General features: G+C 68.1%; 21 protein-coding genes. 8 read left to right on the top strand and 13 right to left on the bottom strand.

The window, feature by feature from the left end; genetic code table 11:
* Positions 1–50: 50 nt before the first annotated feature.
* A complete protein-coding gene (locus FND50_RS01040; RefSeq protein WP_144284451.1) occupies positions 51–1,406 on the top strand; it encodes a dipeptidase in 1,356 nt (451 codons plus the stop codon).
* Here FND50_RS01040 and FND50_RS01035 read toward each other — a convergent pair.
* Entirely contained in the window at positions 1,397–1,624 is a 228-nt protein-coding gene (locus tag FND50_RS01035; protein WP_005263380.1) for an RNA-binding S4 domain-containing protein, read from the bottom strand. The two genes, FND50_RS01040 and FND50_RS01035, sit on opposite strands and share 10 nt — an antisense overlap.
* A gap of 110 nt (positions 1,625–1,734) precedes the next feature.
* Here FND50_RS01035 and lysX point away from each other — a divergent pair, with 110 nt between their 5' ends.
* Genes lysX through FND50_RS01015 form a run of 4 tightly spaced genes read left to right on the top strand, consistent with a single transcriptional unit; the run spans position 1,735 to position 7,194 of the window.
* A complete protein-coding gene (gene lysX, locus FND50_RS01030; protein ID WP_144284450.1) occupies positions 1,735–5,079 on the top strand; it encodes a bifunctional lysylphosphatidylglycerol synthetase/lysine--tRNA ligase LysX in 3,345 nt (1,114 codons plus the stop codon).
* Entirely contained in the window at positions 5,076–5,756 is a 681-nt protein-coding gene (locus FND50_RS01025) for a DUF998 domain-containing protein (protein ID WP_144284449.1), read from the top strand. Before lysX ends, FND50_RS01025 begins: the two co-directional genes overlap by 4 nt.
* Before the next feature lie 14 nt (positions 5,757–5,770).
* Complete coding sequence (locus FND50_RS01020) at positions 5,771–6,589, top strand: alpha/beta fold hydrolase (RefSeq protein WP_144288946.1); 819 nt, start codon at positions 5,771–5,773, stop codon at positions 6,587–6,589.
* A 5-nt stretch (positions 6,590–6,594) separates the two neighbouring features.
* The gene (locus FND50_RS01015; protein ID WP_144284448.1) at positions 6,595–7,194 is read left to right on the top strand and encodes a histidine phosphatase family protein; all 600 of its coding nucleotides are present in this window, start codon (positions 6,595–6,597) and stop codon (positions 7,192–7,194) included.
* Positions 7,195–7,201: 7 nt separating this feature from the next.
* Here FND50_RS01015 and FND50_RS01010 read toward each other — a convergent pair whose 3' ends face one another.
* From FND50_RS01010 to FND50_RS01000, 3 genes are all read right to left on the bottom strand, one after another.
* Complete coding sequence (locus FND50_RS01010) at positions 7,202–8,428, bottom strand: Hsp70 family protein (protein WP_144284447.1); 1,227 nt, start codon at positions 8,426–8,428, stop codon at positions 7,202–7,204.
* Positions 8,429–8,499: 71 nt separating this feature from the next.
* Positions 8,500–9,969 (bottom strand): Hsp70 family protein, encoded by a 1,470-nt coding sequence (locus FND50_RS01005; protein ID WP_186301217.1) that lies wholly within the window; start codon positions 9,967–9,969, stop codon positions 8,500–8,502.
* Positions 9,970–10,028: 59 nt separating this feature from the next.
* Positions 10,029–10,559, bottom strand: coding sequence for a trans-aconitate 2-methyltransferase (locus FND50_RS01000; RefSeq protein ID WP_144284446.1), 531 nt, complete (start codon positions 10,557–10,559; stop codon positions 10,029–10,031).
* A 38-nt stretch (positions 10,560–10,597) separates the two neighbouring features.
* Here FND50_RS01000 and FND50_RS00995 point away from each other — a divergent pair, with 38 nt between their 5' ends.
* On the top strand, positions 10,598–11,170 hold the full coding sequence (locus FND50_RS00995) for a dihydrofolate reductase family protein (RefSeq protein WP_005561104.1): 573 nt from the start codon (positions 10,598–10,600) through the stop codon (positions 11,168–11,170).
* Here FND50_RS00995 and FND50_RS00990 read toward each other — a convergent pair.
* The 3 genes from FND50_RS00990 to FND50_RS00980 all read right to left on the bottom strand — a co-directional run bounded on the left by FND50_RS00990 (position 11,145) and on the right by FND50_RS00980 (position 12,710).
* Positions 11,145–11,846, bottom strand: coding sequence for a dienelactone hydrolase family protein (locus FND50_RS00990; RefSeq protein ID WP_007301388.1), 702 nt, complete (start codon positions 11,844–11,846; stop codon positions 11,145–11,147). The genes FND50_RS00995 and FND50_RS00990 overlap by 26 nt on opposite strands.
* Before the next feature lie 11 nt (positions 11,847–11,857).
* Positions 11,858–12,151, bottom strand: a complete 294-nt coding sequence (locus tag FND50_RS00985) for a putative quinol monooxygenase (RefSeq protein ID WP_005249047.1) — start codon at positions 12,149–12,151, stop codon at positions 11,858–11,860.
* 61 nt (positions 12,152–12,212) lie between these two features.
* On the bottom strand, positions 12,213–12,710 hold the full coding sequence (locus tag FND50_RS00980) for a hypothetical protein (protein WP_065488378.1): 498 nt from the start codon (positions 12,708–12,710) through the stop codon (positions 12,213–12,215).
* A gap of 31 nt (positions 12,711–12,741) precedes the next feature.
* Between FND50_RS00980 and FND50_RS00975 the strand changes: the two genes are divergently transcribed.
* On the top strand, positions 12,742–13,650 hold the full coding sequence (locus FND50_RS00975; protein ID WP_144284445.1) for an SDR family NAD(P)-dependent oxidoreductase: 909 nt from the start codon (positions 12,742–12,744) through the stop codon (positions 13,648–13,650).
* Positions 13,651–13,659: 9 nt separating this feature from the next.
* Here FND50_RS00975 and FND50_RS00970 read toward each other — a convergent pair whose 3' ends face one another.
* Together FND50_RS00970 and FND50_RS00965 are read right to left on the bottom strand one after the other, a co-directional pair.
* Positions 13,660–14,499: an SDR family oxidoreductase gene (locus FND50_RS00970; RefSeq protein WP_144284444.1), complete on the bottom strand. Its 840-nt coding sequence runs from the start codon at positions 14,497–14,499 to the stop codon at positions 13,660–13,662.
* A gap of 1 nt (position 14,500) precedes the next feature.
* Entirely contained in the window at positions 14,501–14,953 is a 453-nt protein-coding gene (locus FND50_RS00965; RefSeq protein ID WP_144284443.1) for a hypothetical protein, read from the bottom strand.
* Positions 14,954–15,069: 116 nt separating this feature from the next.
* On the opposite strand from FND50_RS00965, the gene FND50_RS00960 reads away from it, so the two are divergent.
* On the top strand, positions 15,070–15,735 hold the full coding sequence (locus FND50_RS00960; protein ID WP_144284442.1) for a TetR/AcrR family transcriptional regulator: 666 nt from the start codon (positions 15,070–15,072) through the stop codon (positions 15,733–15,735).
* A 32-nt stretch (positions 15,736–15,767) separates the two neighbouring features.
* Here the strand turns inward: FND50_RS00960 and FND50_RS00955 are convergent, their stop codons facing one another.
* The 4 genes from FND50_RS00955 to gltB form a co-directional block, all read right to left on the bottom strand.
* Positions 15,768–16,217: a thioesterase family protein gene (locus tag FND50_RS00955; protein WP_005561111.1), complete on the bottom strand. Its 450-nt coding sequence runs from the start codon at positions 16,215–16,217 to the stop codon at positions 15,768–15,770.
* A 22-nt stretch (positions 16,218–16,239) separates the two neighbouring features.
* A complete protein-coding gene (locus FND50_RS00950; RefSeq protein ID WP_039953080.1) occupies positions 16,240–17,154 on the bottom strand; it encodes a cutinase family protein in 915 nt (304 codons plus the stop codon).
* Between the two features lie 181 nt (positions 17,155–17,335).
* On the bottom strand, positions 17,336–18,787 hold the full coding sequence (locus FND50_RS00945; protein ID WP_005263409.1) for a glutamate synthase subunit beta: 1,452 nt from the start codon (positions 18,785–18,787) through the stop codon (positions 17,336–17,338).
* Positions 18,780–23,408 carry a glutamate synthase large subunit gene (gene gltB / locus FND50_RS00940; RefSeq protein WP_144284441.1) on the bottom strand — a complete coding sequence of 1,543 codons (4,629 nt, stop codon included), beginning with the start codon at positions 23,406–23,408 and terminating at the stop codon, positions 18,780–18,782. Before gltB ends, FND50_RS00945 begins: the two co-directional genes overlap by 8 nt.
* Between the last annotated feature and the right edge of the window lie 296 nt (positions 23,409–23,704).

Here is a 23,704-nt window from a genome sequence, read left to right as displayed (position 1 = left end):
CCGATCCGAAACTCGTGGACGAGAATTAGGGGAACCCCGAGGAGGCGTTGATGTCCGACGAAATCCGTTCCACAGTAGCCGCGCTGATGCCCACGGCGCGTGACGAACTCGCCGAACTGGTGGCCATGCGGTCGGTGGCCGATCCGCGGCAGTTCCCACCGGAGGAATGCGTTCGCGCCGCCGAGTGGGTCAGGGACGCCTTCATCGGAGCCGGGATCGGACACGTCGAACTGCTCGAGACATCCGACGGTTCACACGCCGTCGTCGGACACCAGCCCGCGCCGGACGGGGCCCCGACGGTACTGCTCTACTGCCACTATGACGTTCAACCGCCCGGTGACGAGAAGCTCTGGCACACCGACCCCTTCACCCTCACCGAGCGGGACGGCCGCTGGTACGGGCGCGGCGCAGCCGACTGCAAGGGCAACATCGTCATGCACCTGCTGGCGCTGCGCGCACTCGGCACCCCGTTCCCCGTCGGCATCAGAATCGTCGCCGAAGGATCCGAGGAAATGGGCACCGGCGGGCTCGAGAACCTCGTCGAGGCCAGGCCCGAACTCTTCGACGCCGACATGATCCTCGTCGTCGACACCGGAAACGCCGCGGTCGGCAGCCCGACCGTCACCACAACGCTGCGCGGCATCGCGAACGTCGTGGTCCACGTCGAGACCCTGGCCGGGGAGGTGCATTCGGGCATGTTCGGCGGGCCCGCCCCCGACGCGCTGGCCGCCCTCGTCCAGATGCTCGCCACCCTGCGTGACGCGGACGGCAACACCGTCGTCGACGGGCTCGAGTCGGACCAGAAGTGGACGGGCGTCGACTATTCCGAGGTGCAGTTCCGCACCGACGCCGGCGTGCTCGACGGTGTGCGTCTCGCCGGTTCGAGTTCCGTCGCCGACGCCGTGTGGGCCCGGCCGGCCCTGACGATCCTCGGCATCGACTGCCCGCCGGTGGTCGGCTCGGCCGCCGCCATCCAGCCGCGCGCATCGGCCCGCCTCAACCTGCGGGTACCACCCGGTATGGACCCGCAGAAGGCGCAGGACGCGCTCGCCGCGCACCTCGAGAACGCCGCCCCGTGGAATGCGCGGGTGACGGTGGAACGCGAAGCGGTGGGCTCCCCGTTCCGCGCGACCACCGACGGCCCCGGATACGCGGCCCTCGGCGCTGCGATGGAGGAGGCGTTCGGGAAGGAACTCGGAACCCTCGGGCAGGGCGGCTCCATCCCGCTGTGCAACGTCTTCTCCGCCGTCGTCCCGACAGCGGAGATCGCCCTGATCGGGGTGGAGGAACCGCGCTGCCTCATCCACGCCCCCAACGAAAGTGTGGATCCCGGCGAAATCGAGAATCTCGCCGTCGCCGAGGCGCTGTTCCTGCAGAGGTTCGCGACCGCCGACCGTCAGGACTGAGAACTCACCCGAGCCGTCATCCCACCGATCTCCACGACATCCCCGTCCCGCAACTGCCGCCCCCGCCGAACCTCGACCTCACCGTTCACCGACACGAGTCCGTCGGCGATCACTTCCTTCGCCTCCGCGCCCGACTCGATGAGGTTGGCGAGCTTGAGGAATTGGCCGAGACGGATGGATTCGTCGCGGATCGGGACGGCGTCGTGAATGTCGGACATGCCTCTATCTTCCCTCTTGACCCAAATCGCGGCCCGACGGCTCACACTGAACACTGGAACACCTGTCTCCCGTGATCGGTACGTATCTCTCGCCGGGAAGGAAACGCTCGATGTCAGCTAGCACCGAGACACACCACGCGTCCGAGGCGGCCGTCCGCACCGCACCACGGCCCCGACCCGCACTCGGCTCGAAGAACGGGCGCCTGCACCAGGTTCCCCACATCGCGGGACTGATCCTGGGCGTCTTCTCGGTGCTCGTGTTCCTGTGGAGCATCTCGCCGGTACTGCGCTACTACGTGCACGTGCCGCGGGAATACGTCGACACCTACTACTTCGACGCTCCGGACACCAGCCTGTCGTGGGCTCTGGTGGTCGCGCTGCTCGCGGCGGCGCTGGCGAGCCGCAAACGCATCGCCTGGTGGCTGCTGACGATCTATCTGGTTCTGATCCTGATCACCAACGTGATCGTGAGCATCACCGACCGGAACGTGAACGCGATGGTCGCCGCCGTGGTCCAGGTGGTGCTGATCGGCATTCTCATCGCGGCCCGGCCCGAGTTCTACACGCGGGTCCGGCGCGGGGCGGGCTGGAAAGCCCTCGGCGTGCTCATCGTCGGTCTCGCGATCGGCACCCTCGTGGGCTGGGCGCTCGTCGAACTCTTCCCCGGCACGCTGCCGCAGGGTGAACGTTTCCTGTGGGCGCTCAACCGCGTGACCGCCCTCGCCGCGGCCGACAACGAACAGTTCAGTGGGCGCCCGCACGGATTCGTCAACACCCTCCTCGGCCTGTTCGGCGCAATGGCGCTGCTGGCCGCCGTCATCACCTTGTTCCGCGCCCAGCGCTCCCACAACGCGCTCACCGGCAACGACGAATCGGCGCTGCGCGGGCTGCTGCTGCAGTACGGCGCGGACGACTCCCTCGGCTACTTCGCCACCCGCCGCGACAAGGCCGTCGTGTTCGCGCCCAGCGGGAAGGCCGCCATCACCTACCGCGTCGAGCTCGGCGTGTGCCTGGCCAGTGGCGATCCGATCGGCGACCCGGAGGCGTGGCCCCACGCGATCGAGGAGTGGCAGGCACTCGCGTCCCAATACGGATGGGCCACCGCCGTGATGGGCGCCAGCGAAACCGGCGCCACCGCCTACAACAAGGCCGGTCTCACCGTGCTCCAGCTCGGCGACGAAGCCATCCTCCGCACCCGCGAATTCAACCTCAGCGGACGCGACATGCGGCAGGTCCGCCAAGCCGTCACCCGCGTCCGGCGTCAGGGCGTCACCGTCCGGATCCGCAGACACCGGGACGTCCCCGCGGAGGAGATGGCCGAAGCCATCCGGCTCGCGGACGCGTGGCGCGACACCGAGACCGAGCGCGGTTTCTCCATGGCCCTCGGCCGGCTGGGTGACCGCCTCGACGGCGACTGCCTGCTGGTGGAGGCGGTCGCCGAGGACGGCGAGATCGACGGCATCCTGTCGCTGGTGCCGTGGGGACCGACCGGTGTCTCGCTCGATCTGATGCGCCGCAAGCCGACCTCGCCCAACGGGGTGGTGGAGCTGATGGTGTCCGAACTGGCCACCACCTCGGACCAATTCGGCATCACCAAGGTGTCACTGAACTTCGCGGTGTTCCGCTCCGTCTTCGAGGAGGGCTCCCGCATCGGGGCCGGACCCATCCTGCGGATCTGGCGCTCGATCCTCGTCTTCTTCTCCCGCTGGTGGCAGCTCGAGGCGCTCTACCGATCCAACGTGAAGTACCAGCCGGAATGGGTGCCGCGGTTCCTCTGCTTCGAGGACAACCGGGAATTGCTGCGCGTCGGATTCGCGTCGGCCGTCGCGGAAGGATTCGTGACCCTGCCCCGGTTCGGCCGCTCCGGAACCCGGGACGCCATCGAGCACACCGGCACCCACGCCGCGGTCCCCGCCGCACTCGTCGCCGCCGAAGGACTGCACTCCGACGGCAGCGCACCCGGCGAAGGCGTCGCACCGACCGCGACCGGACCGAAACGTCCCGAGCAGGTCCGCGTCCGGCTCGACAAACTGGCCGACCTCGCCGAACAGGGTATCGACCCCTACCCGGTCGCGTATCCGCCCACGCACACGGTGACCGAGGCCGTGGAGTCGCCGGAGGGAACGACGGTCCGAATCGCAGGGCGCCTGCTCCGGATCCGCGACTACGGGGGTGTCGTGTTCGCGGTGGTCCGGGACTGGTCCGGCGACATCCAGATCCTCGTCGACGAGGCCCGGGTCGGTACCGACCGGATCCGGGCGTTCGCCGCCGAATTCGACCTCGGCGACCTCGTCGAGGTCGCCGGCGTCATCGGATACAGCCGCCGCGGCGCGCTGTCGCTGCTCGCGAACGAGTGGCGCATGACCGGCAAGTGCCTGCATCCCCTGCCGGACAAGTGGAAGGGCCTGTCCGACCCGGAGACCCGCGTCCGGCAACGGTACGTCGACCTCGCCATCAACTCCGACGCCCGCCGCCTGCTCGAGGCCCGCAGCGCCGTCGTGAAATCGCTGCGCGATACGCTCGGCGGCCGCGGCTTCCTCGAGGTGGAGACCCCGATCCTGCAGCAGGTGCACGGCGGTGCCAACGCGGCCCCGTTCCTCACCCACATCAACGCCTACAACCTGGACCTGTACCTGCGGATCGCGCCGGAGCTGTACCTCAAGCGGTTGTGCGTCGCAGGAATGGAGAAGGTGTTCGAGATCGGCCGCGTCTTCCGCAACGAGGGCGTCGATTTCAAACACAACCCGGAGTTCACGATCCTCGAGGCCTACGAGGCGCACAGCGACTACGAGAAGATGATGGTGCTGTGCCGGGAGCTCATCCAGACCGCGGCGACGGCGGCGTACGGACGCGAGATCATCATGCGGCCCGGCCCCGACGGCACGCTGGTGGAGGTCGACATCTCCGGCGAATGGCCCGTCAAGACGATGCACCGGGCGGTCGCCGAGAAGCTCGGCGTCGACGTCTCACCCGAGACGCCCCTCGCGGAACTGCAACGGCTGTGCGACGAGCACGAGATCCCGTACCAGTCCACCTGGGACGCCGGCGCCGTCGCGCAGGAGATGTACGAGCACCTGGTGGAGGACTACACCGAATTCCCCACCTTCTACACCAACTTCCCGACGTCGATGTCACCGCTCACCCGGCCGCACCCCACGATTCCGGGGGTCGCCGCGAAGTGGGACCTCGTCGCGTGGGGCATCGAACTCGGCACCGCGTACAGCGAACTCACCGACCCCGTGGACCAGCGGAACCGGCTCACCGAGCAGTCGATGCTCGCCGCCGGCGGTGACGAGGAGGCGATGGAACTCGACGAGGACTTCCTGCAGGCCCTCGAACACGCCATGCCCCCGACCGGTGGGCTCGGCATGGGCGTCGACCGGGTGGTCATGCTCATCACCGGCGGCAGCATCCGTGAAACCCTCGCGTTCCCCCTGGCCAAGCCGAGGCAATGACCTCCAGTGGCCGGGTCGCCGTCGCTGCGCTGCTGATCCTCGGCGCCGTCGGCTACGCGTCGTGGCTGCTCGAATTCGTCCTCGACACCGGAATCGATCCGCTGCGGGGGTTCGCGAGCGAACTCGCCGCCGCGGACCAGCCGTACGGATTCTGGTTCCGCAGCGGCGACCTGCTGACCGGATGCATCGTCGCCGTGGCCGGGGTGCTCGGACTGTCGCGGTACTCGCAGGGCTGGGTGACGGCGGTCGGGTGGATCGCACTGATGGTGTTCGCGTTCGCGACCATCGCCGATTCGCGCCTGCCGATGAGTTGCGCGGCCACCAACGACCCTGTCTGCGCTGCGCGTGAGGCCGCCGGACACCTGCCGCTCACCCACGACCTGCACGCCGTGACCAGCGCGTCCGCCTCGACGGGAGGCGTGGTGTCTTCCCTCGCGTTCCTGTTGGCCGCGTTCCGCTACCAGTGGCCGACCTGGTTGAAAGCTACCGGCGTGGCCGTGGCGACGGTGTTCGTCGGCGGCACGGTATGGACGCTGACAGCCGCGGGACTGCGCGGCGAACAGGACGCCTGGCTCGGACTCGGCCAGCGCGTCCAGCTGCTCGCCTTCTGCGGATGGCTGATCTTCGTGGCGCTCAGCGTGATTCATGTCACCGCGGAAAGGGATGGTTCCACGTGAAACGTCCTGGGGAAATGGTCGCGGGAGTGCACGTGGTGGTGGACGGCGAGGGCCCACCCGTCGTCCTCTACGGCGGCCTGGGCGGGAACTGGTTCGACTGGGACGAGGTGGTCGAACTGCTGTCCGAGACCTGCCTCGTGGTGCGGATCGATCGTCCCGGGTACGGACTCAGTCCCCCGTCCGCCGAGCGCCCGTCCGCCCGTGGCGAGGCGGCGAGAATCGCCGACGTTCTCGACGCGCTTTCCGTGACCACCCCCGCGGTGCTAGTCGGCCACTCGCTCGGCGGCATCTACGTCGAGGCCTTCGCCCGGCTGTACCCCGACCGAACCGGCGGCGTGATCCTGCTGGACGCCACCGTCACGGCCCACCCGCACCGCGTGATCCCGACCCGGTGGCGCGTCACGATGGGCAGACGGGTGGCCCGAACGGCCAGCAGGGTGGGGCTGCAGCGCCTCCTGGGCCCCACGGTCCGCCGGATCCTGAACCACTCGACACCCCCCGACGGGATCGCGCCGGGCACCCGTCGATGGGTCGAGCGGATCTACCGCGAGCCCGCGTACCTCGAGTCCTCGATCGTCGAGAACGCGTCGTACCCGGCGCTGGCCCAGGAGCTGGCCGCGCTGCGCGAGACCACGACGATGACGGCACCCGTCGTCGTGGTCGCCGCCCACACCGGACGCCCGACGCCCTGGGGGTCGGCGTGGATCCGCATGCAGAGGCAGTTCGCGGAATTCCTCGGCGCCGCGTTCCGCGTCGTGCGGCCCGCGCACCACCACGCCATGATCGATCAGCCCGGCCAGATCGCGGCACTGGTGCGGGAGCTGGCAAGCTGATCGACGTGCAACTGCTACTGATCCGCCACGCGCTGCCCGAGCTCGTCACCGCGTCCGACGGGCGCGCGGACCCCGCACTGACCGAGGAAGGTCACGCCCAGGCCAAGCGGCTGCCTCCTGCGCTGGCCCCGTACCGCATCGCCCGGATCGTGAGCAGCCCGCAGCGCCGCGCACTCGAGACGGCGGCGCCGGTCGCCGAGGCCCTCAGCCTTCCCGTCACCGAGTACGTCGGCCTCGCGGAGTACGACTACGACCTCGACCACTACATCCCGTTCCACGAGGCGGAGGCGCGGGCGCCGGAGGCCTTCGCCCGGATTCGGGCCGGCGAGTTCCCGAAGTCCGTCGACGCCGACGCGTTCCGCACGCGGGTGTTCGAGTCCCTCGGCCGCATCGTCGACGAGTCCGGCCACGAGGACACCGTCGCGGTATTCGCCCACGGCGGCGTCATCAACGTGTTCCTGCAGCAACTGCTCGGGCTCGACCGACCCCTCGTGTTCCCGATCGAGTACGTGTCCGTAACCCGGGTGCTCGTCTCCCGCAGCGGCGAGCGACGGGTGGCCTCGGTCAATGAGACCGGTCACGTCAGGGACATGCTGCGCCGATAAGCGGTCGCTAGAGGCCCGGAATCCGTGGCAGCGGAGGGAGCGGCGGGGGCGGCGGAAGTGTCGGCAGCTGAATCTGCGGCAGACCGGGAATGAGTGGGCGCGGGGCGGGGGCAGGCGCGGGAGCGGGCTCCGGCACGCTTGCCTCCTCCTCGGCCGGGCCCGGAATCGACACCGCGGCGGACGGTGGCGTCGACACCGGTTCGGGTGCGGGCGACGGGGACATCTCCGCGTCACTCGGCTGAGTGGCGACGGGACGTGCGTCGCCGTCGGAGCTCTGCAGTTGGCTGCCGCCGACGCCGAGGCCGAGTCCGATCACCGCGACGACGGCCAGCGCACCGCCCGCCAGCGCGCCACCGCGGATCACCGGTTTGGCGAATCCCCCGGCACCGATGCGGTGCGACGTGCCCGAGTGCTCCTGTGCCAGCAGCGCAGCGCCCTCCGCGGCCACCAGTTCCGGCTGCGCCGGCACGATCACCGGGAGCGCGAGCCACGACTCCATCAGAGACGCGACCAGCGGAATATGCGCGCCGCCCCCGATCAGAACCACCGCGTCGGCAGCCCGCCCGGACGATTCGATCACCTCGCGGGCCAGGCGCGCCGACGCCTCGACGTGGCGCACGATCAGCGAGTCGAGGATGTCCTGCGAGAGCAGGAGCAGGCCGCCGTCGCCGGGCACGCAGACTGCGGTGTTGGTGGACAGCTCTTCCTTGGCGCGGCGGCAACGGGCGTCGAGCGCCGACTCCGCGGCCGCATCGGCCGGTGGCGCAATGCGCTTCTCGTCGAGCTGGTGGTCGCGGATCAACCGGTCGACGACGTCGCCGCTGATCTCGTCGGTCCGAGCCGTCCCGAGCACCGTGCCGGTGAGTCGGTCGACCACGGTGACGGTGAGGCCGGAGCTGCCGAGGTCGTAGAACACGAGCGTCGAATGGTCGCCGAGCTGTCGCGACGCCTCGAGCATGCGGAGCGCGGCCGTCACTTCCGGGACCAGCCGGCAGTCGATCGCGGCCCGCACGGCAGCGGCCTGTGCCTCGTCCCGGTACGCGACACCGAAGACCCGCACGTCGTCGGCGCCGGCGCGCTCGGCCATCACCGTTCCGATGGCGTCGGCAACCACGTGCTCCGGGTGCTCGCTCGCGGCGTCCACCGGGAATGACCGGAAGATGGCCCCCTCGTCGTCCGGATACGCCACGCGCACCGCGCTGGCACCCACCGATACACCGAGAACTGAAACCATGGAACGACTATAACGGTTTGATCACGGAAAGCGTGTCGGGGCCTCGCGGCCTCCACCTTCGTTATATGCGCTCAGAGTCCGGGTATCCGGGGAAACTCCGGCATCGGGAGCGGCGCGGGCGGCGGAATCGTCGGGAGCTGAAACTGCGGCAGACCTGGAACGAGCGGAGCGGGTTCCGGCGTGGTCGGCGGAGCCGACGACGCGTCGGACGGCACGGCACCCTGTGCCTCGGGAGCCGCCGGCGCCCGGGTCGGGCTCTGCGGCTGCGGCTGGTACGTGGTGCGCACCTCGGTCTGCGGCGGGATCACCGGCTGCTCGTCGACCACCGACGGGGCGGCCTCCGAAGGCGGGGCCACTTCCGCGGTCGTCGTGGGCTGCGGCGGTATCACTTGCCGCGCTGCCGGCGCCTGCGTGTTCGACTGCGTGGCGGCCGGTTGCGCGTCCTCCTCCGCACCTTGCAGGAGGTCGGTGCCGACGCCGAGTCCGAGACCCACCGCGGCGACCACGGCCACGACACCTCCGGCGAGGACGAGGCCACGACGCTTCCGGATCGGTGCCGACTGCGACTCGGGCTCCGGCTCCATCTCGGATTCGAGCTCCAACTCGGACTCGGGCTCGAACTCCGGCTCGGGCTCGAACTCCGGCTCGAACGGGTGGTCCGGCGCCACCGCCGCGACGAACTCGTCGGACGTCGGACGCGCCAGCAGGGCCGCACCCTCCGCCGCCACCAGTTCCGGCTGCGCGGGGACGATCACCGGAAGGTCGAGCCAGGACTCCATCACCGATGTGACCAACGGAATATGTGCGCCACCGCCGATCAGCACGGCGGCGTCGGGGAGGCGTCCCGAGCGGCGAATGACCTCCCGGGTCAGGCGCGCCGACGTCTCGACCGGGCCGACGATGAGCGAATCGAAACTGTCCTGCGACAGGAGAAGAAGACCGCCCTCGCCGGGCATGCACACCGCACCGTTGGTGGACAGCTGTTCCTTCGCATCGCGGCACCGCGCGGCGAGCGCGAGCGCGGCTGCCGCGTCGGCGGGGTGCGCGAAGCGGTGCAGTTCGAGCTGGTTGTCACAGATCAACCTGTCGACGAGGTCGCCGCTGATCTGGTCCGAACGCGCACTGCTCAGCACCATGCCGGTGTCCCGGTCGACGACGGTGACGGTGAGACCCGAACTGCCGAGGTCGTAGAACACGAGTGTCGAGTGGTCGCCGAGTTCTCCGGACATCTCGAGCATCTGGAGTGCGGCCGTCACTTCGGGGACCATCTGGAAGTTGCCGATCTGGAGCCGGGCCATCGCGGCCTGCACGGCACCGGCCTGCGCCTCGTCCTGGTACGCGACACCGATGGCCTGCACCTCGTCGGTCTCGTCGCGCTCGGCGAGCACCGTCCCGATGGACTCGGCGGCCAGTTCCTCCGGCCGTTCGAGTGTTGCGGTCACCGACCGCGATTGGAAGATCGGCGTTTCGAGAGTCACGGCGTCGTGGCACGCGAAGCGCACCGCGCTGGCGCCTACCGATACACCGAGAACTGAAGTCATGACGCAGACTATAACGGTTCGGTCACGGGTCTCGCGCATGAAGCAGACCGGACGGCACGTCAGGCGCTTTTCGGCCGTACCCCAGTGACGCACATCGGGTTCCCGTTCGTGACATCCACGTCGAAACCTGCGGAAACCAGAGCCCGCGTGGCGGTATCCGCAACACGCCGCGACTTGTCACGGTCGTGTACGGACACCGCTCCGCCGTACACGAGGTGCAGGATTCCGCCCGGTCGGAGCGCCTCCCACAGGACGCGTATCTCAGCGGTCGCGTCACGCACCCAGAACACGTTGACGTTGACCGCGAACGCCTTGTCGAAGGAGGCCTGATCGCAACGAAATCCGGCGAGGTCGGTGTTCCGGAGCACCACCGTCCCCGTCGAGACGTGGGCGTCGTTGCGCCGTGCCGCCCGTTCGATCGCCGTCGTCGATCGGTCGATCGCGGTGATCCGTCCGCCGTCGAGTTTCTCGGCGACGAGAGAAATCGCTACACCCGGCCCGCAACCCACCTCTAGGATCCGATCGCGAGGATTCACGTCGAGACGATCGACCGCCCACAGCACCCGACCGGGAATGCCCGCAGCCCTCACGGCATACCACCTATCCGAAGCGCCCCAGTAAGGACACCATGCGGGACCTCACCTACTTCGTCGGCATCACCATCGACGGCTTCATCGCCGGCCCGGACGGCGACATCGGTTTCTTCCCGATGCACGACGACATCCTCGGATTCATGGCGCAGGAATACCCGGAGACGATTCCGACACACCTGCGGGAGCAGTTCGGCGTCGACGGCGCCAACAAGCAGTTCGACACCGTGATCCAGGGCCGCGCAACGTACGAGCCCGCCCTGGCCGTCGGCATCACGAGCCCGTACGCGCACCTGCGTCAGTACGTCGCTTCCCGCACTCTGACCGAAAGCCCCGATCCCGCCGTCGAGATCGTCGCCGACCCGCTCGAGAAGGTCCGGAAGCTCAAGGCCGAGGACAGCGCGCTGGGCGTCTGGGTGGCGGGCGGCGGCGAGCTCGCGGGCACCCTCCTGCCGGAGATCGACGAACTGGTCGTCAAGCACTATCCGGTGGTGGCCGGCCGCGGAACTCCGATGTTCGGCGGCGACTTTCGGCCCACCCACTTCGATGTCGTCCACCGGGAGGCCTACCCGAGCGGGGCCGCGGTCAGTCGGTTCCGGCGGCGCGTGTGACGTCGACGTGGGTGCCGAACCACTGCAGCGTTCGTGCCCAACCGTCCCGGGCGGCCTCCTCGTTGTACACGGCAGGGCGGTCGTCGCAGTGGAAGCCGTGTTCGGCGTCTGCGTAGCGGACGATGTCGGTGTCCACCGGCGCGTGGGCGACCGCGGCGCGCAGCTCCTCGACTTCCTCGGTCGGAATCCCCTTGTCGCGGTCGCCGAACAGGCCGAGCCACGGCGTACTCAGCTGCCCGGCGACGTCGAGTTGCGATGGATACCCGAAGCGTCCGTTCGCGACGCCTCCGCCGTAGAAACTCACTGCGGCCCCCAGGTCGAGGCGCGTCGCCGTGTGGAACGCGACCGTTCCGCCCATGCAGAATCCGACGATCGCGGTGTTCCGCGGGTCGATCGAGGCCGCCGACAGGGCCGCGACGGCCCCGTCGACGTCCTCGTCGATGTGCGCGGCGGTGAGCTCACCGATCAACGACATCGCCGACTTCATGTCGTCGTACTCCAGCACCGGATCGCCGCTCCGGTGGAACAGGTGCGGCGCGACCGCGTGGTACCCGGCGGCGGCGAAACGGCGGCAGACATCGACGATGTGCCCGGTGACGCCGAACGCCTCCTGGATGACGACGACACCGCCGCGGACGGGACCTTCAGGGGTGATGCTGGTGAGTGGCGTGGTCACGAACTACGACTCTAGGAAACCGGCTTCAGCGGGTGGATCGCCGGTGCCCCGGCGAGGTGCTCACCGAACGTCCCGAGCGCGGCCTGGAAGTGCGGCGACTTCATGTGCGCGTCGACCGCCTCCTGACCGGTCCACACCTCGACGGTGACGAAGGTTCCCGCGACCGCGGCTGATTCGAACACCTCGTACGAGATGCAGCCCTCTTCCTTGCGGCTCTCCGCGGCCAGCGCGGACAGTCCGTCGCGGACGGTGTCCTCGGAACCGGGCTTGGCAGGAATGGTCGCTACGACATGCAGATCGGACATCGACTCCCTTTCGTGAACGCCACCTCGTGTGGCCCGTCTCACGTAAGCACAGTTGGGTCGGCTAGGAAACCCGAAGTCGCGTCAAATAATCGGTGACCTTCGGTTCGTCCCAGCCGTGCGCTTCACGGAGACCGTCCGCGATGGTCGCGAGATAGGCGGGTGCCGGTGCGTTCCTGGCGACGACGTCACCGCGGGCCCGGGTGGTGAACGTGCACATGGGAACATCGTGGCGGGCTCCGAGAGTGACCAGGCGGTCGTAGCAGGCGGGTTCCTGCGCGTGGATGTCCTCGAACTGCTCCTGTGTCACCAGGAATGCGCGGGCCGCGACGGTGCCGGGCGCGTCGGGGTCGTAGAACGCGCGGCCGCCGCCCCAGATCCGCGACTCTCCCGCGAAGAACACCGAGCCGGGTATCACCACCGGTATCGACTCGCGGGGGGCGCTCGCGTCACGGGCGCCCGTGTGCACGAGGTTGCCCCCCGCCGGGCAACCACCACGCAGGTAGCAGGTCAGACGCGTCGTCGCCATGTTCGATCCATAGCTGACGTACCAGATCAGCACACACACGACCGTACTCGGACAAGATGGTCACATGAGTCTTCTCGGCGAAGTAAGAGGCTGGCGCAGCGGTACTCGGAAGCATCACCGCCTGCGGGACCTCGACGGCACTCTCGTCGTCGTCACCGGTGGCGGCAGCGGGATCGGCCGCGAGACCGCGCTGGCGTTCGCGTCCGAAGGCGCTGTCGTGGTGGTCGCCGACCGCGACCTCGAATCCGCGCAGCAGACCTCCGATCTCATCAACTCCGCCCAGATGAAGGGCGGCGGTGCGGTGGCCATCTTCGGGGGCGGCTCCCACGCGTATCAGGTGGACGTCGCGGTGGAGGACGAGGTGCAACGCTTCGCGGAGAAGGTGCAGTCCGAGCACGGCACCCCCGACATCGTGGTCAACAACGCCGGAATCGGATATTCGGGCACGTTCACGAAGACCCCGCAGAAGGATTTCGAGCGGGTGATGGACGTGAATTTCTGGGGTGTCGTCTATGGCTCGCGCGCGTTCTCCCAGCAGATGATCGACCGCGGAACCGGTGGGCACATCGTCAACCTGTCGTCCGCCGCGGCTTTCACGCCGCAGAAGCGGCTCACCGCGTACGCGACGAGCAAGGCCGCGGTGTTCATGCTGTCGGACTGTCTCCGTGCGGAATTGGTGAACCACGGCATCGGTGTCAGCGCCATCTGTCCCGGACTGGTCCACACCAACATCGTCAAGGCCACCGACTTCGCCGGCGCCATACCGGAGGAGCAGACGAAGATGCGGGAGCGGGCCGACAAGCTCTACCGCAGACGCGGTTTCACCCCGGACCGGGTGGCGACGCAGATCGTGAGGGCCGTCAAGCACAACAAGGCCGTCGTCCCCGTCACGCCCGAGGCCAAGTTCGGGCGTGCGCTGAGCCGCCTGGCCCCGGGCAGCATGCGGCTCGGCGCACGCTTCGACCTCGGCTGATCCGAAACGTCAGGGGGTGGGTGCCTGCACCCGGCCTGTGTAGGCGTCCATGCTGTGGTACACACCGAGCCGGTCGGCCAGACGGTCCCAGGCACGCACCGGCAGCACGGCTTTCGCCACCCACGACAGATACAGCGACCGCGGCAGCATCAGCAGAGGCTTCCCCTGCTTCATCGCCCGCCACGATCGGGCCGTGACGTCCTCCGGGCTCAGGATCGGGGCGAACAGGGGGTTCTTCACACCGTCGAACATGCCGGTGGAGATGTAGCTCGGGCACACGGTGGTGACCTTGACGTGCCCGTGGCCGGCCTGGACCAGTTCGAGTCGCAGCGAATCGCTCCAGCCCAGGGCAGCCCACTTCGACGCCGCATACACGGCCATTCTCGGTGTCGCCACGGTCCCGGCGGCAGAGGCGATGTTCACGATGCGGCAGTCCCGGCCGCGGTCCTCGATCATGGCGGGCAGGAACTCGTTGGTGATGTACATCGGTGCGAGCGTGTTGACGTCCATCACGAATTTGGTGTCCGACTCGTGGTCGTGATCCCAGAAGTACTTGCCGCGCACCACACCGGCGTTGTTGACGAGCACGTCGGGACGACCGACCGCGTCCCGCACCTCGGCGGCCGCCGTGCGGACGGATTCGAGGTCGGCGACGTCGACGACGTGTGCGCTGACGGTACACCCCGATTCGCGCAGTTCGTGCGCCGTGCGTTCGAGCGCGGCGGCGTCGATGTCCCACAACACCACCGTTCCGGCGCGGTCGGCGGCGGCGAGCCGGGCGAACAGACGCCCCATCCCCATGGCCGCCCCGGTGATCAGGACCGTCTTGCCCGCTACCGAGAACCCCACGTCATGCTCTCCTGCGGTCGATACCGGCCGGGCCGGCCGGGCCGGCCGGCTCGTGGTAGAGGGTTTCGATCCGATCCTTCAACGTGGCCTGTGCACGTCGCAGTGCCTGCCACACCACGGGTGCGGCGACACCGCCGAGCAGTTGTCCGGCCGGTCTGCCGGGAGAGTGGTAGCGGAAGGCGACGGTGAGCTCCGTTTCGTCCGGGCTGACCGCGTCGAACGTCCAGACCGATCCGTGCACGCCGTGATCGGCCTCGACGACGAGCCGGCGACCCGGGTCCGATGCGACGACCCGGGCGCGGGACGGCAGCGTGATCGCACCGGGCACGGCCGCCGGATCCGCCAGGTACTCGAAGGCCATCGCGGGCGGAACGACGACCACCGTGGTGCTGCGTAAGCCGATCATCGAACGCCCGGAACTGCGGGGGCCGGACAGGCAGAGCTGAATGGACAAGACGGATATCCCAACGTGTCGACGTCCGAGGCAGAAAATGTGTGGTACATCGATGTACCGCATACTGCCGACGGTATACGGAAACGCAGCGACAGGGAAGACTACGATTCGATTCGATGACGAAACCCCAGCAAGACGCCGGTGACGGGCGCGCTGCCCGGTGGCGCGGCCAACGCGAGAAGCGGCGCTCGGAGTTCGTCGAACGGGCACTCGTCGCCATCGACGCAGAAGGTCCCGACGTGTCGGTCGCGACAATGGCCGTCTACGCCGAGGTCGCGCGAACCCGCATCTACCGGCACTTCGACGACAGCACCGACCTCAAGAAGGCCGTCGCCCGGCGGGTCGCGGCGATGATGCTCCTCGAATACGCCCCCGTGATCACCGTCGACGGCGCACCGCACGCCATCCTCACCCGCGCCGCCCGCACCCACCTCGACTGGGTCACCGAACACGCCAACCTGTACCGCTACCTGATGTCGTTCTCCCCCGCGGCCGGAGAGGTGCGGCGAGCCATCAGCACCGCGGTCGCCGACATGCTCCACCCCTACCTGGACGCTCTCGGCGCGCCCGCCACCGCGACACCGCTGGCCAATGCGCTGATCGGAATGGTCGAGTCGGTGTCCGCGGAGTGGATCGATCGACCGGGCGGCACCGACGTCAGCGCGCTGACCGAACAACTGGCCGCGTGGGCGTGGTCGCTGGTCGACACCACGATGCGCAGCCGCGGCGCGGTCCTCGACCCGGACCGTCCCCTACCGGCCCCCGACGACCTCCGCACGTGAGTGGGAAAGCGTGCCGGAACACACATTCTCACTCACGTGCGGGACCAGCGGGTCAGGTACTCGCGCTCGGTGGCGGTGATGCGGCGTAGCCGCTGGGCATCCACGTCCGCGACGGCCATCTGAGTGGTGGCGGTGACGGCAGGCGGGTCGGTGATCGGGGTACGGGCGCCCCGGACCTCGTAGCCGATGGTGAAATCCACCGCCCGGTGCTTGGCGATCCACATGGTGATCCGCAGGGGACTGTCGGAGTGCCGCAACTGTCCCCGGTACTTCACGTGGATGTCGGCGATGAACGCGCTCGTGATGAGCGACGAATTCTCGCTGCCCTCGCTGAGCAGCCAGTCGATCCGGGCCTCTTCGAGCAACGTCACCATCCGCGCATGGTTGATGTGCTGAAAAGCGTCCATGTCGGACCACCGGACGGTCACGAAGGCGTCGTAGCCGACGACGGCGGCAGGGGTGTCAGTCACGTTGGACATCATCCCCTGCCGCCGTCGGCCGAACTCACGCGATGTCGCGCAACCAGTTCCTCAGCCACGTCGTGGCGGGCGTACCCGATCCGTCGACCGCGTACCTGGTGTAGTCCTGGTGAGCCTGCGACTTGTAGAACTGCTCCAGCTCGTCGATGCGCTTCTCGTTGGACTGCTCGTCCAGCTGAGCCATCAGGGCAGGCACACCGCCCACAGCGAGGATGTCGTTCCAGATCGCGAGCGCTTCCTGCTGGTAGCGCCCGAACAGCGTCGGCGTCGGATCCGAAGTCTGCGCGAGGAATCCGGCGAGCCGCGTCACGAAGTCTTCCTTCGGCGTGGAGCAGTACAGGTCGCCGTACGCGCAGAAGGTGCGCGTGTTCTGGCTGACCCAGCCGAACCCGCCGATGCGGGGACCACCGGCGCCGCTGCCTGCGACGGCAGGGCCGACGAGTGCGTCGGTCGGCGACCGCCGCGGATCGGACACGAGTCCGACGGCCGCGATCTTGTCCGCGGGCACCACACCGAGGCCGGTGCCGATCTCCGCAGCGAGATCACCTGCGGCGTCGGCGCCCTGGCTGTAACCGATGATCGACAGCTTCGTGTCGGGGCACTGCTGCGACATCGACGACAGCATGCCCTTGGCATTGCTGACCGCCTGCGCCTTCGAGCGCCCGTACACCTCGGACTCCCACGGGAAGGCCGTGGCGGCGTACGTGACGTAGTCGGTGCGGATCGACGACGGCAGACCGTTCGTCACCGCGGACAGCAGACCGGGCGTCGGCCTGACATTGTCCTTGGTGGACGTTTCCCACGTCCCCGGAATCGCGACCACGTACAGACTCGGGCAGGGGTCCGCGTTCGCCACTGCGCTCGTGCCCGCTACTCCCGATACCACCGGGATGGCTGCCGCAGCAGCCACTGCGGTCAGAAATGCGACAACCCGTTTCATTGCCATGGCCTCAACCTGTTCTCCCCTTCGCCGTCCTGCAGACGGGATGCTGCCAGGGCGACGTGACCTAAAGATGCACGATCGGTAAATGAACGTTACCGACCGAACGTGACCCCCGCACGATAAACCGACACCCCGGTAGGAAAACCTACCGGGGTGCGGGTTGTACGAGCAGTTACATCTACCGCTGCGGGGCGGTGGTGGTCTCGATCGGAGACGGCAGCGCCGACTCGCCCTCGAGGTACGCATCGACCGCGGCGGCCGCCGAGCGACCCTCGGCGATGGCCCACACGATCAGCGACTGACCGCGTCCCATGTCGCCGGCCACGAAGACGCCGTCGACGTTGGTGGCCCACTTCGCGGAGCGGGCGACGTTGCCGCGCTCGTTGAGGTCGACGCCGAGATCGGTGAGCAGGCCCGGCTTCTCGGGTCCGACGAAGCCCATCGCCAGCAGCACGAGGTCGGCCTCGAGCTCGAAGTCCGAACCCTCGACCTTCTCGAAACGACCCGACTTCATCTCGACCTCGTGGGCCTTCAGTGCGGTCACCTTGCCGTCGGCACCGACGAACCGTTCCGTGTTCACGGAGAAGAGGCGTTCGCCGCCCTCCTCGTGCGCGGACGCGACCCGGTACATCAGCGGGTACGTCGGCCACGGGGTGTGCTCGGCGCGGGTCTCGGGCGGTCTCGGCATGATCTCGAACTGGTGAACGCTCTCGGCGCCCTGCCGGTGCGAGGTACCCAGGCAGTCCGCACCGGTGTCGCCGCCGCCGATGATGACGACCTTCTTGCCCTCCGCGGTGATGGTCGGCTTCTCCAGGTCGCCGAGCTGCACACGGTTGGCGATCGGCAGGAACTCCATCGCCTGATGGATGCCGTCCAGCTCGCGGCCGGGGATCGGCAGGTCGCGGGCCTCGGTGGCACCGCCGGCCAGGACCACGGCGTCGAACTGCGCGCGCAGTGCGTCCGCGGTGATGTCGACGCCGACGTTGACACCCGTCTTGAAGACGGTGCCCTCGGAGTTCATCTGATCGAGACGGCGGTCGATGTGCCGCTTCTCCATCTTGAACTCGGGGATGCCGTACCGCAGCAGCCCGCCGATGCGGTCGGCCCGCTCGAACACGGTGACCATGTGCCCGGCGCGCGTCAGCTGCTGCGCTGCAGCGAGCCCCGCAGGACCGGAACCGACGACGGCGACCTTCTTGCCCGTCGAACGGGTCGGGTGCACCGGCTTGACCCAGCCCTCGTCGAAGGCGCGGTCGATGAGCTCGACCTCGACCTGCTTGATGGTGACGGGGTCCTGGTTGATGCCCAGGACGCACGACGCCTCACAGGGTGCGGGGCACAACCGCCCGGTGAACTCCGGGAAGTTGTTGGTCGCGTGCAGACGCTCGATGCCGTCGTGCCACCGGTCCTTGTAGACCAGGTCGTTCCACTCGGGAATCAGATTCCCCAGCGGACAGCCGTTGTGGCAGAACGGGATACCGCAGTCCATGCACCGGCTGGCCTGAGTCTTCAGGGTGTCCGGCGAGAACTCCTCGTAGACCTCGTTCCAGTCGAGCAGGCGCAACGGCACCGGCCGGCGAACCGGAAGTTCGCGTGACGTGTGCTTCAGGAAGCCGCTTGGATCACCCACGAGCTGCCTCCATCACTGCCTCGTCCACGTTCTTTCCATCCTTCTTCGCGGCCTCGATGGCCAAGAGCACCTTCTTGTAATCGCGGGGCATGACCTTCGCGAAATGATTGACCTGCTGCGACCAGTCGGACAGGATGCGCGCGGCAACCTCCGAGCCCGTCTCGTCGCGGTGACGCTCGATGGCGGACTTCAGCCAGGTGAAGTCGTCACCCGTCAGGTCCTCGAGATCCACCAGTTCCGTGTTGAGGTTGTCCTCGAACACCTTGTCCGGGTTGTAGACGTACGCGACGCCACCGGACATGCCGGCACCGAAGTTACGTCCCGTCGCACCGAGGATGACGACCTTTCCGCCGGTCATGTACTCGCAACCGTGGTCGCCGACTCCCTCGACCACCGCGGTGGCGCCGGAGTTACGGACCGCGAATCGCTCGCCCACGACACCGCGGAGCAGAGCCTCACCGCTCGTGGCACCGAACAGGATCACGTTGCCGCCGATGATGTTGTCCTCGGCGACGAAGCCGGGCGCGGTCTCCAGCGGCGGGCGCACCACGAGGCGTCCACCGGACAGGCCCTTGCCGACGAAGTCGTTGGCGTCGCCGTGCAGGCGCAGGGTCATGCCCTTGGGGACGAACGCACCGAAGCTGTTTCCGGCCGAACCGGTGAACGTGATGTCGATCGTGTTGTCCGGCAGGCCCTCGCCGCCGTACGCCTTCGTCACCTCGTGGCCGAGCATGGTGCCGACCGTGCGGTTGACGTTGGTGATCGGCGACTCGAACGTGACCTTCTGGCCCTTGTCGAGAGCGTTGCGGCTCTGAACGATCAGCTGCTGGTCGAGTGCCTTGTCGAGGCCGTGGTCCTGGGTGCCCGTGCAGTACAGGTCCTGGTCCATGAACGCCGACTCGGTCTCGTGCAGGATCGGCGACAGGTCGAGGTTGCCTGCCTTGCTGCCCTTCCAGTGCTCGAGCGCCTTCGTGGTGTCGAGGACGTCGACCTGTCCGACGGCCTCGTCGAGGGTGCGGAAGCCGAGCTCGGCGAGGAGTTCGCGCACCTCTTCGGCGATGAAGAGGAAGAAGTTCTCCACGAACTCCGGCTTGCCGTTGAACCGCTTGCGCAGAACGGGGTTCTGCGTGGCGACACCCACGGGGCACGTGTCGAGGTGGCAGACCCGCATCATGATGCAGCCCGACACCACCAGCGGGGCGGTCGCGAAACCGAACTCCTCGCCACCGAGCAGCGCGGCGACCATGACGTCGCGGCCGGTCTTGAGCTGGCCGTCGACCTGCACGACGATGCGGTCGCGCAGACCGTTGAGCAGCAGCGTCTGCTGGGTCTCGGCGAGGCCGAGCTCCCACGGGGCGCCCGCGTGCTTCATCGACGTCAGCGGGGTGGCACCGGTGCCACCGTCGTGACCGGAGATCAGCACGACGTCCGCGTGTGCCTTGGACACACCGGCGGCGACGGTGCCGACACCGACCTCGGACACCAGCTTCACGTGGATCCGGGCCTGCGGGTTGGCGTTCTTCAGGTCGTGGATCAGCTGCGCGAGATCCTCGATCGAGTAGATGTCGTGGTGCGGCGGCGGCGAGATCAGCCCGACGCCGGGCGTGGAGTGCCGGACCTCGGCCACCCACGGGTACACCTTGTGCGCCGGCAGCTGGCCGCCCTCACCGGGCTTCGCTCCCTGCGCCATCTTGATCTGGATGTCGGTGCAGTTGGTCAGGTAGTGCGACGTGACACCGAAGCGTCCCGACGCGACCTGCTTGATCGCGGACCGCCGCCAGTCGCCGTTCTCGTCCGGGGTGAAGCGGGCCGGGCTCTCGCCGCCCTCACCGGAGTTGGACCGGCCGCCGAGGCGGTTCATGGCGATGGCGAGGGTCTCGTGCGCCTCGGCGGAGATGGAGCCGTAGCTCATCGCACCCGTCGAGAAGCGCTTGACGATCTCGGTGGCGGGCTCGACCTCGTCCAGCGGGACGGGCTCGCGGACGCCCTTCTTGAACTCGAAGAGGCCGCGCAACGCCGCGAGGCGCTCGGACTGGTCGTCGACCAGCTTCGTGTACTCCTTGAACACCTCGTACTGCCCGGTGCGCGTGGAGTGCTGCAGCTTGAACACCGTGTCCGGGTTGAACAGGTGGTACTCGCCCTCACGACGCCACTGGTACTCGCCGCCCACCTCGAGCTCGCGGTGCGCGCGCTCCTCGGGACGGTCCAGGTACGCGTTGGAGTGCCGGACCGCGACGTCGGCGGCGATCTCGTCGAGACCGATGCCGCCGAGGCTGGACTGCAAGCCGGTGAAGTACTCGTCGACCAGTTCCTGCGACAGGCCGATGACCTGGAACAGCTGGGCGCCGGTGTAGGACGCCAGGGTGGAGATGCCCATCTTGGACATCACCTTGAGCACGCCCTTGCCCGCGGCCTTGATGTAGTTCTGGATGGCCTTGTCGAGGCTGACGCCCTGCAGTTCGTTGTTCTGCACCGCCTCGTCGACGGTCTCGAACGCCATGTACGGGTTGACCGCTGCCGCACCGAACCCGATGAGGAGCGCCATGTGGTGCACCTCGCGGGCGTCGCCGGCCTCGACGATGAGGCCGACCTTCGTGCGGGTCTTCTCACGCACCAGGTGGTGGTGCACGGCCGACGTCAGCAGCAGCGACGGGATGGGCGCGTACGTCTCGTTCGACTCACGGTCGGACAGGACGACGAGGCGCGCACCGCCGGCGATGGCCTCCGACACCTGGTAGCGGACGTCGTCGAGGGCCTTGCGCAGACCCGCTCCGCCCTCGGCCACCGGGTACAGACCGCGGACTATGACGCTGCGGAAGTTCGGGAATTCACCGTCGTCGTTGACGTGAATGAGCTTCGACAGGTCGTCGTTGTGCAGGATCGGCTGCGGCAGGAAGATCTGCCGGCAGGACTCCGCGGTGGGGTGCAGCAGGTCGTGCTCGGGGCCGATGGTGCCGCCGAGGCTGGTGACGACCTCCTCGCGGATGGCGTCGAGCGGCGGGTTCGTGACCTGCGCGAACAGCTGCGAGAAGTAATCGAACAGCATCCGCGACCGCGAGGACAGCACGGCGATCGGGGTGTCGGTACCCATGGAGCCGAGAGCCTCGGCGCCGGAGAGCGCCATCGGCTTGACGAGGAGGTTGACCTCTTCGTTGGTGTACCCGAACATCTGCTGACGCAGCACGACGCGCTCGTGCGACATGTAGGTGTACGGGCGGTCCGGCAGGTCGTCCATGTGGGTCAGACCCTGGTCGAGCCACTCCTGGTAGGGGTGCTCGGCGGCCAGTTCCGACTTGATCTCGTCGTCGCTGATGATGCGACCCTCGGCGGTGTCGACGAGGAACATGCGGCCGGGCTGCAGCCGGATCTTCTTCACGACGGTGGCGGGGTCGATCGGCAGGACGCCGACCTCGGAGGCCATGACGACGAGGCCGTCGTCGGTCACCCAGAGACGCGAGGGGCGCAGGCCGTTGCGGTCCAGGACGGCGCCGATGACGGTGCCGTCGGTGAAGCACACCGACGCCGGTCCGTCCCACGGCTCCATGAGCGACGAGTGGTACTGGTAGAACGCCCGGCGGGCGGGGTCCATGCTCTCGTGCCGTTCCCAGGCCTCCGGGATCATCATCAGCACGGCGTGCGGCAGGCTGCGGCCACCGAGGTGCAGCATCTCGAGCACCTCGTCGAACCGCGCGGTGTCGCTGGCGCCGTTCGTGCAGACCGGGAAAATCTTCTCGAGTTGGCTGCGCCGATCCTTGCCGGGCCCAACCTCTCCGGCCACACCGAAGATGTCGCTGTCGATGAGCGCCTCACGGGCACGCATCCAGTTCTCGTTGCCGGTGACGGTGTTGATCTCACCGTTGTGGGCCACGCGCCGGAACGGGTGGGCCAGCGGCCACGACGGGAACGTGTTGGTGGAGAAGCGCGAGTGCACCAGGCCGAGGGCCGACTCGACGCGCTCGTCCTGCAGGTCCAGGTAGAAACCCTTGAGCTGCGGAGTGGTCAGCATGCCCTTGTAGACGAACGTCTGGCTCGACAGGCTCGGGAAGTACACGGTCTCGCGACCGGGACCGTCCTTGCCTGCGCCTTCGCTGCCCAGCTCGTGCTCGGTGCGCTTACGGACCACGTAGGCGCGGCGCTCGAGATCGAGTCCGGTGAGGGCGTCGTTCTCGCTGCCGATGAAGATCTGCCGGAACGTCGGCATGGCGTCGCGGGCCAAGGCGCCGAGCGACGAGTCGTCGGTCGCGACCTCACGCCAGCCGAGGACCTTCAGGCCCTCGCTCTCGACGATCTTCTCGACGGCGTCGGCTGCGCGCTGCGCGTCGGCCTTGCTCTGCGGCAGGAACGCGATGCCGGTGGCGTACGTGCCTTCCGCGGGCAGCGGGAAGTCGACCACGGCGCGGAAGAACTTGTCCGGGACCTGGAGGAGGATGCCGGCGCCGTCACCCGTGTTGGGTTCGGAGCCCGCGGCACCACGGTGCTCGAGGTTCACCAGCGCGGTGATCGCCTTCTCGACGATGTCCCTGCTGCGGCGGCCCTTCATGTCCACGACGAACGCGACACCACAGGAATCGTGCTCGTTCGACGGGTGATACAGCCCCTGGGGGCCTGGAAGTTGCTTCATACCTAGCCTTCGTATGCCAAAAGATGCACCGACGACCAGCAGCGCTGATGGCCATCAACTTGCAATGCAGGTGCCGTCACGACGTGATCGGCACCACCGATCGGCTATCGCCCTTTTGCAGCACGCTGGGTGTGGTCCTCGCACCGGGCGACGTGGCTTTTCGGTCGGGTCGGACTTTCGTGGGTCCAACGTGTAACGAAAACGATAATTCAGAACCCCCGACGAAACACAACTTAGGTTGGCCTATTTACCCTCTGAACTGGGCATTGTCGAGGGCGGACCTCGTCCGACTGCAC

Origin of the sequence: Rhodococcus sp. WB9, assembly GCF_007558985.1 — a bacterium.
Taxonomy (GTDB): Bacteria; Actinomycetota; Actinomycetes; order Mycobacteriales; family Mycobacteriaceae; genus Rhodococcus_F; species Rhodococcus_F opacus.
The sequence above is the reverse complement of the archived record's forward strand: the minus strand, read 5'-3'. Positions and strand labels throughout refer to the sequence as shown.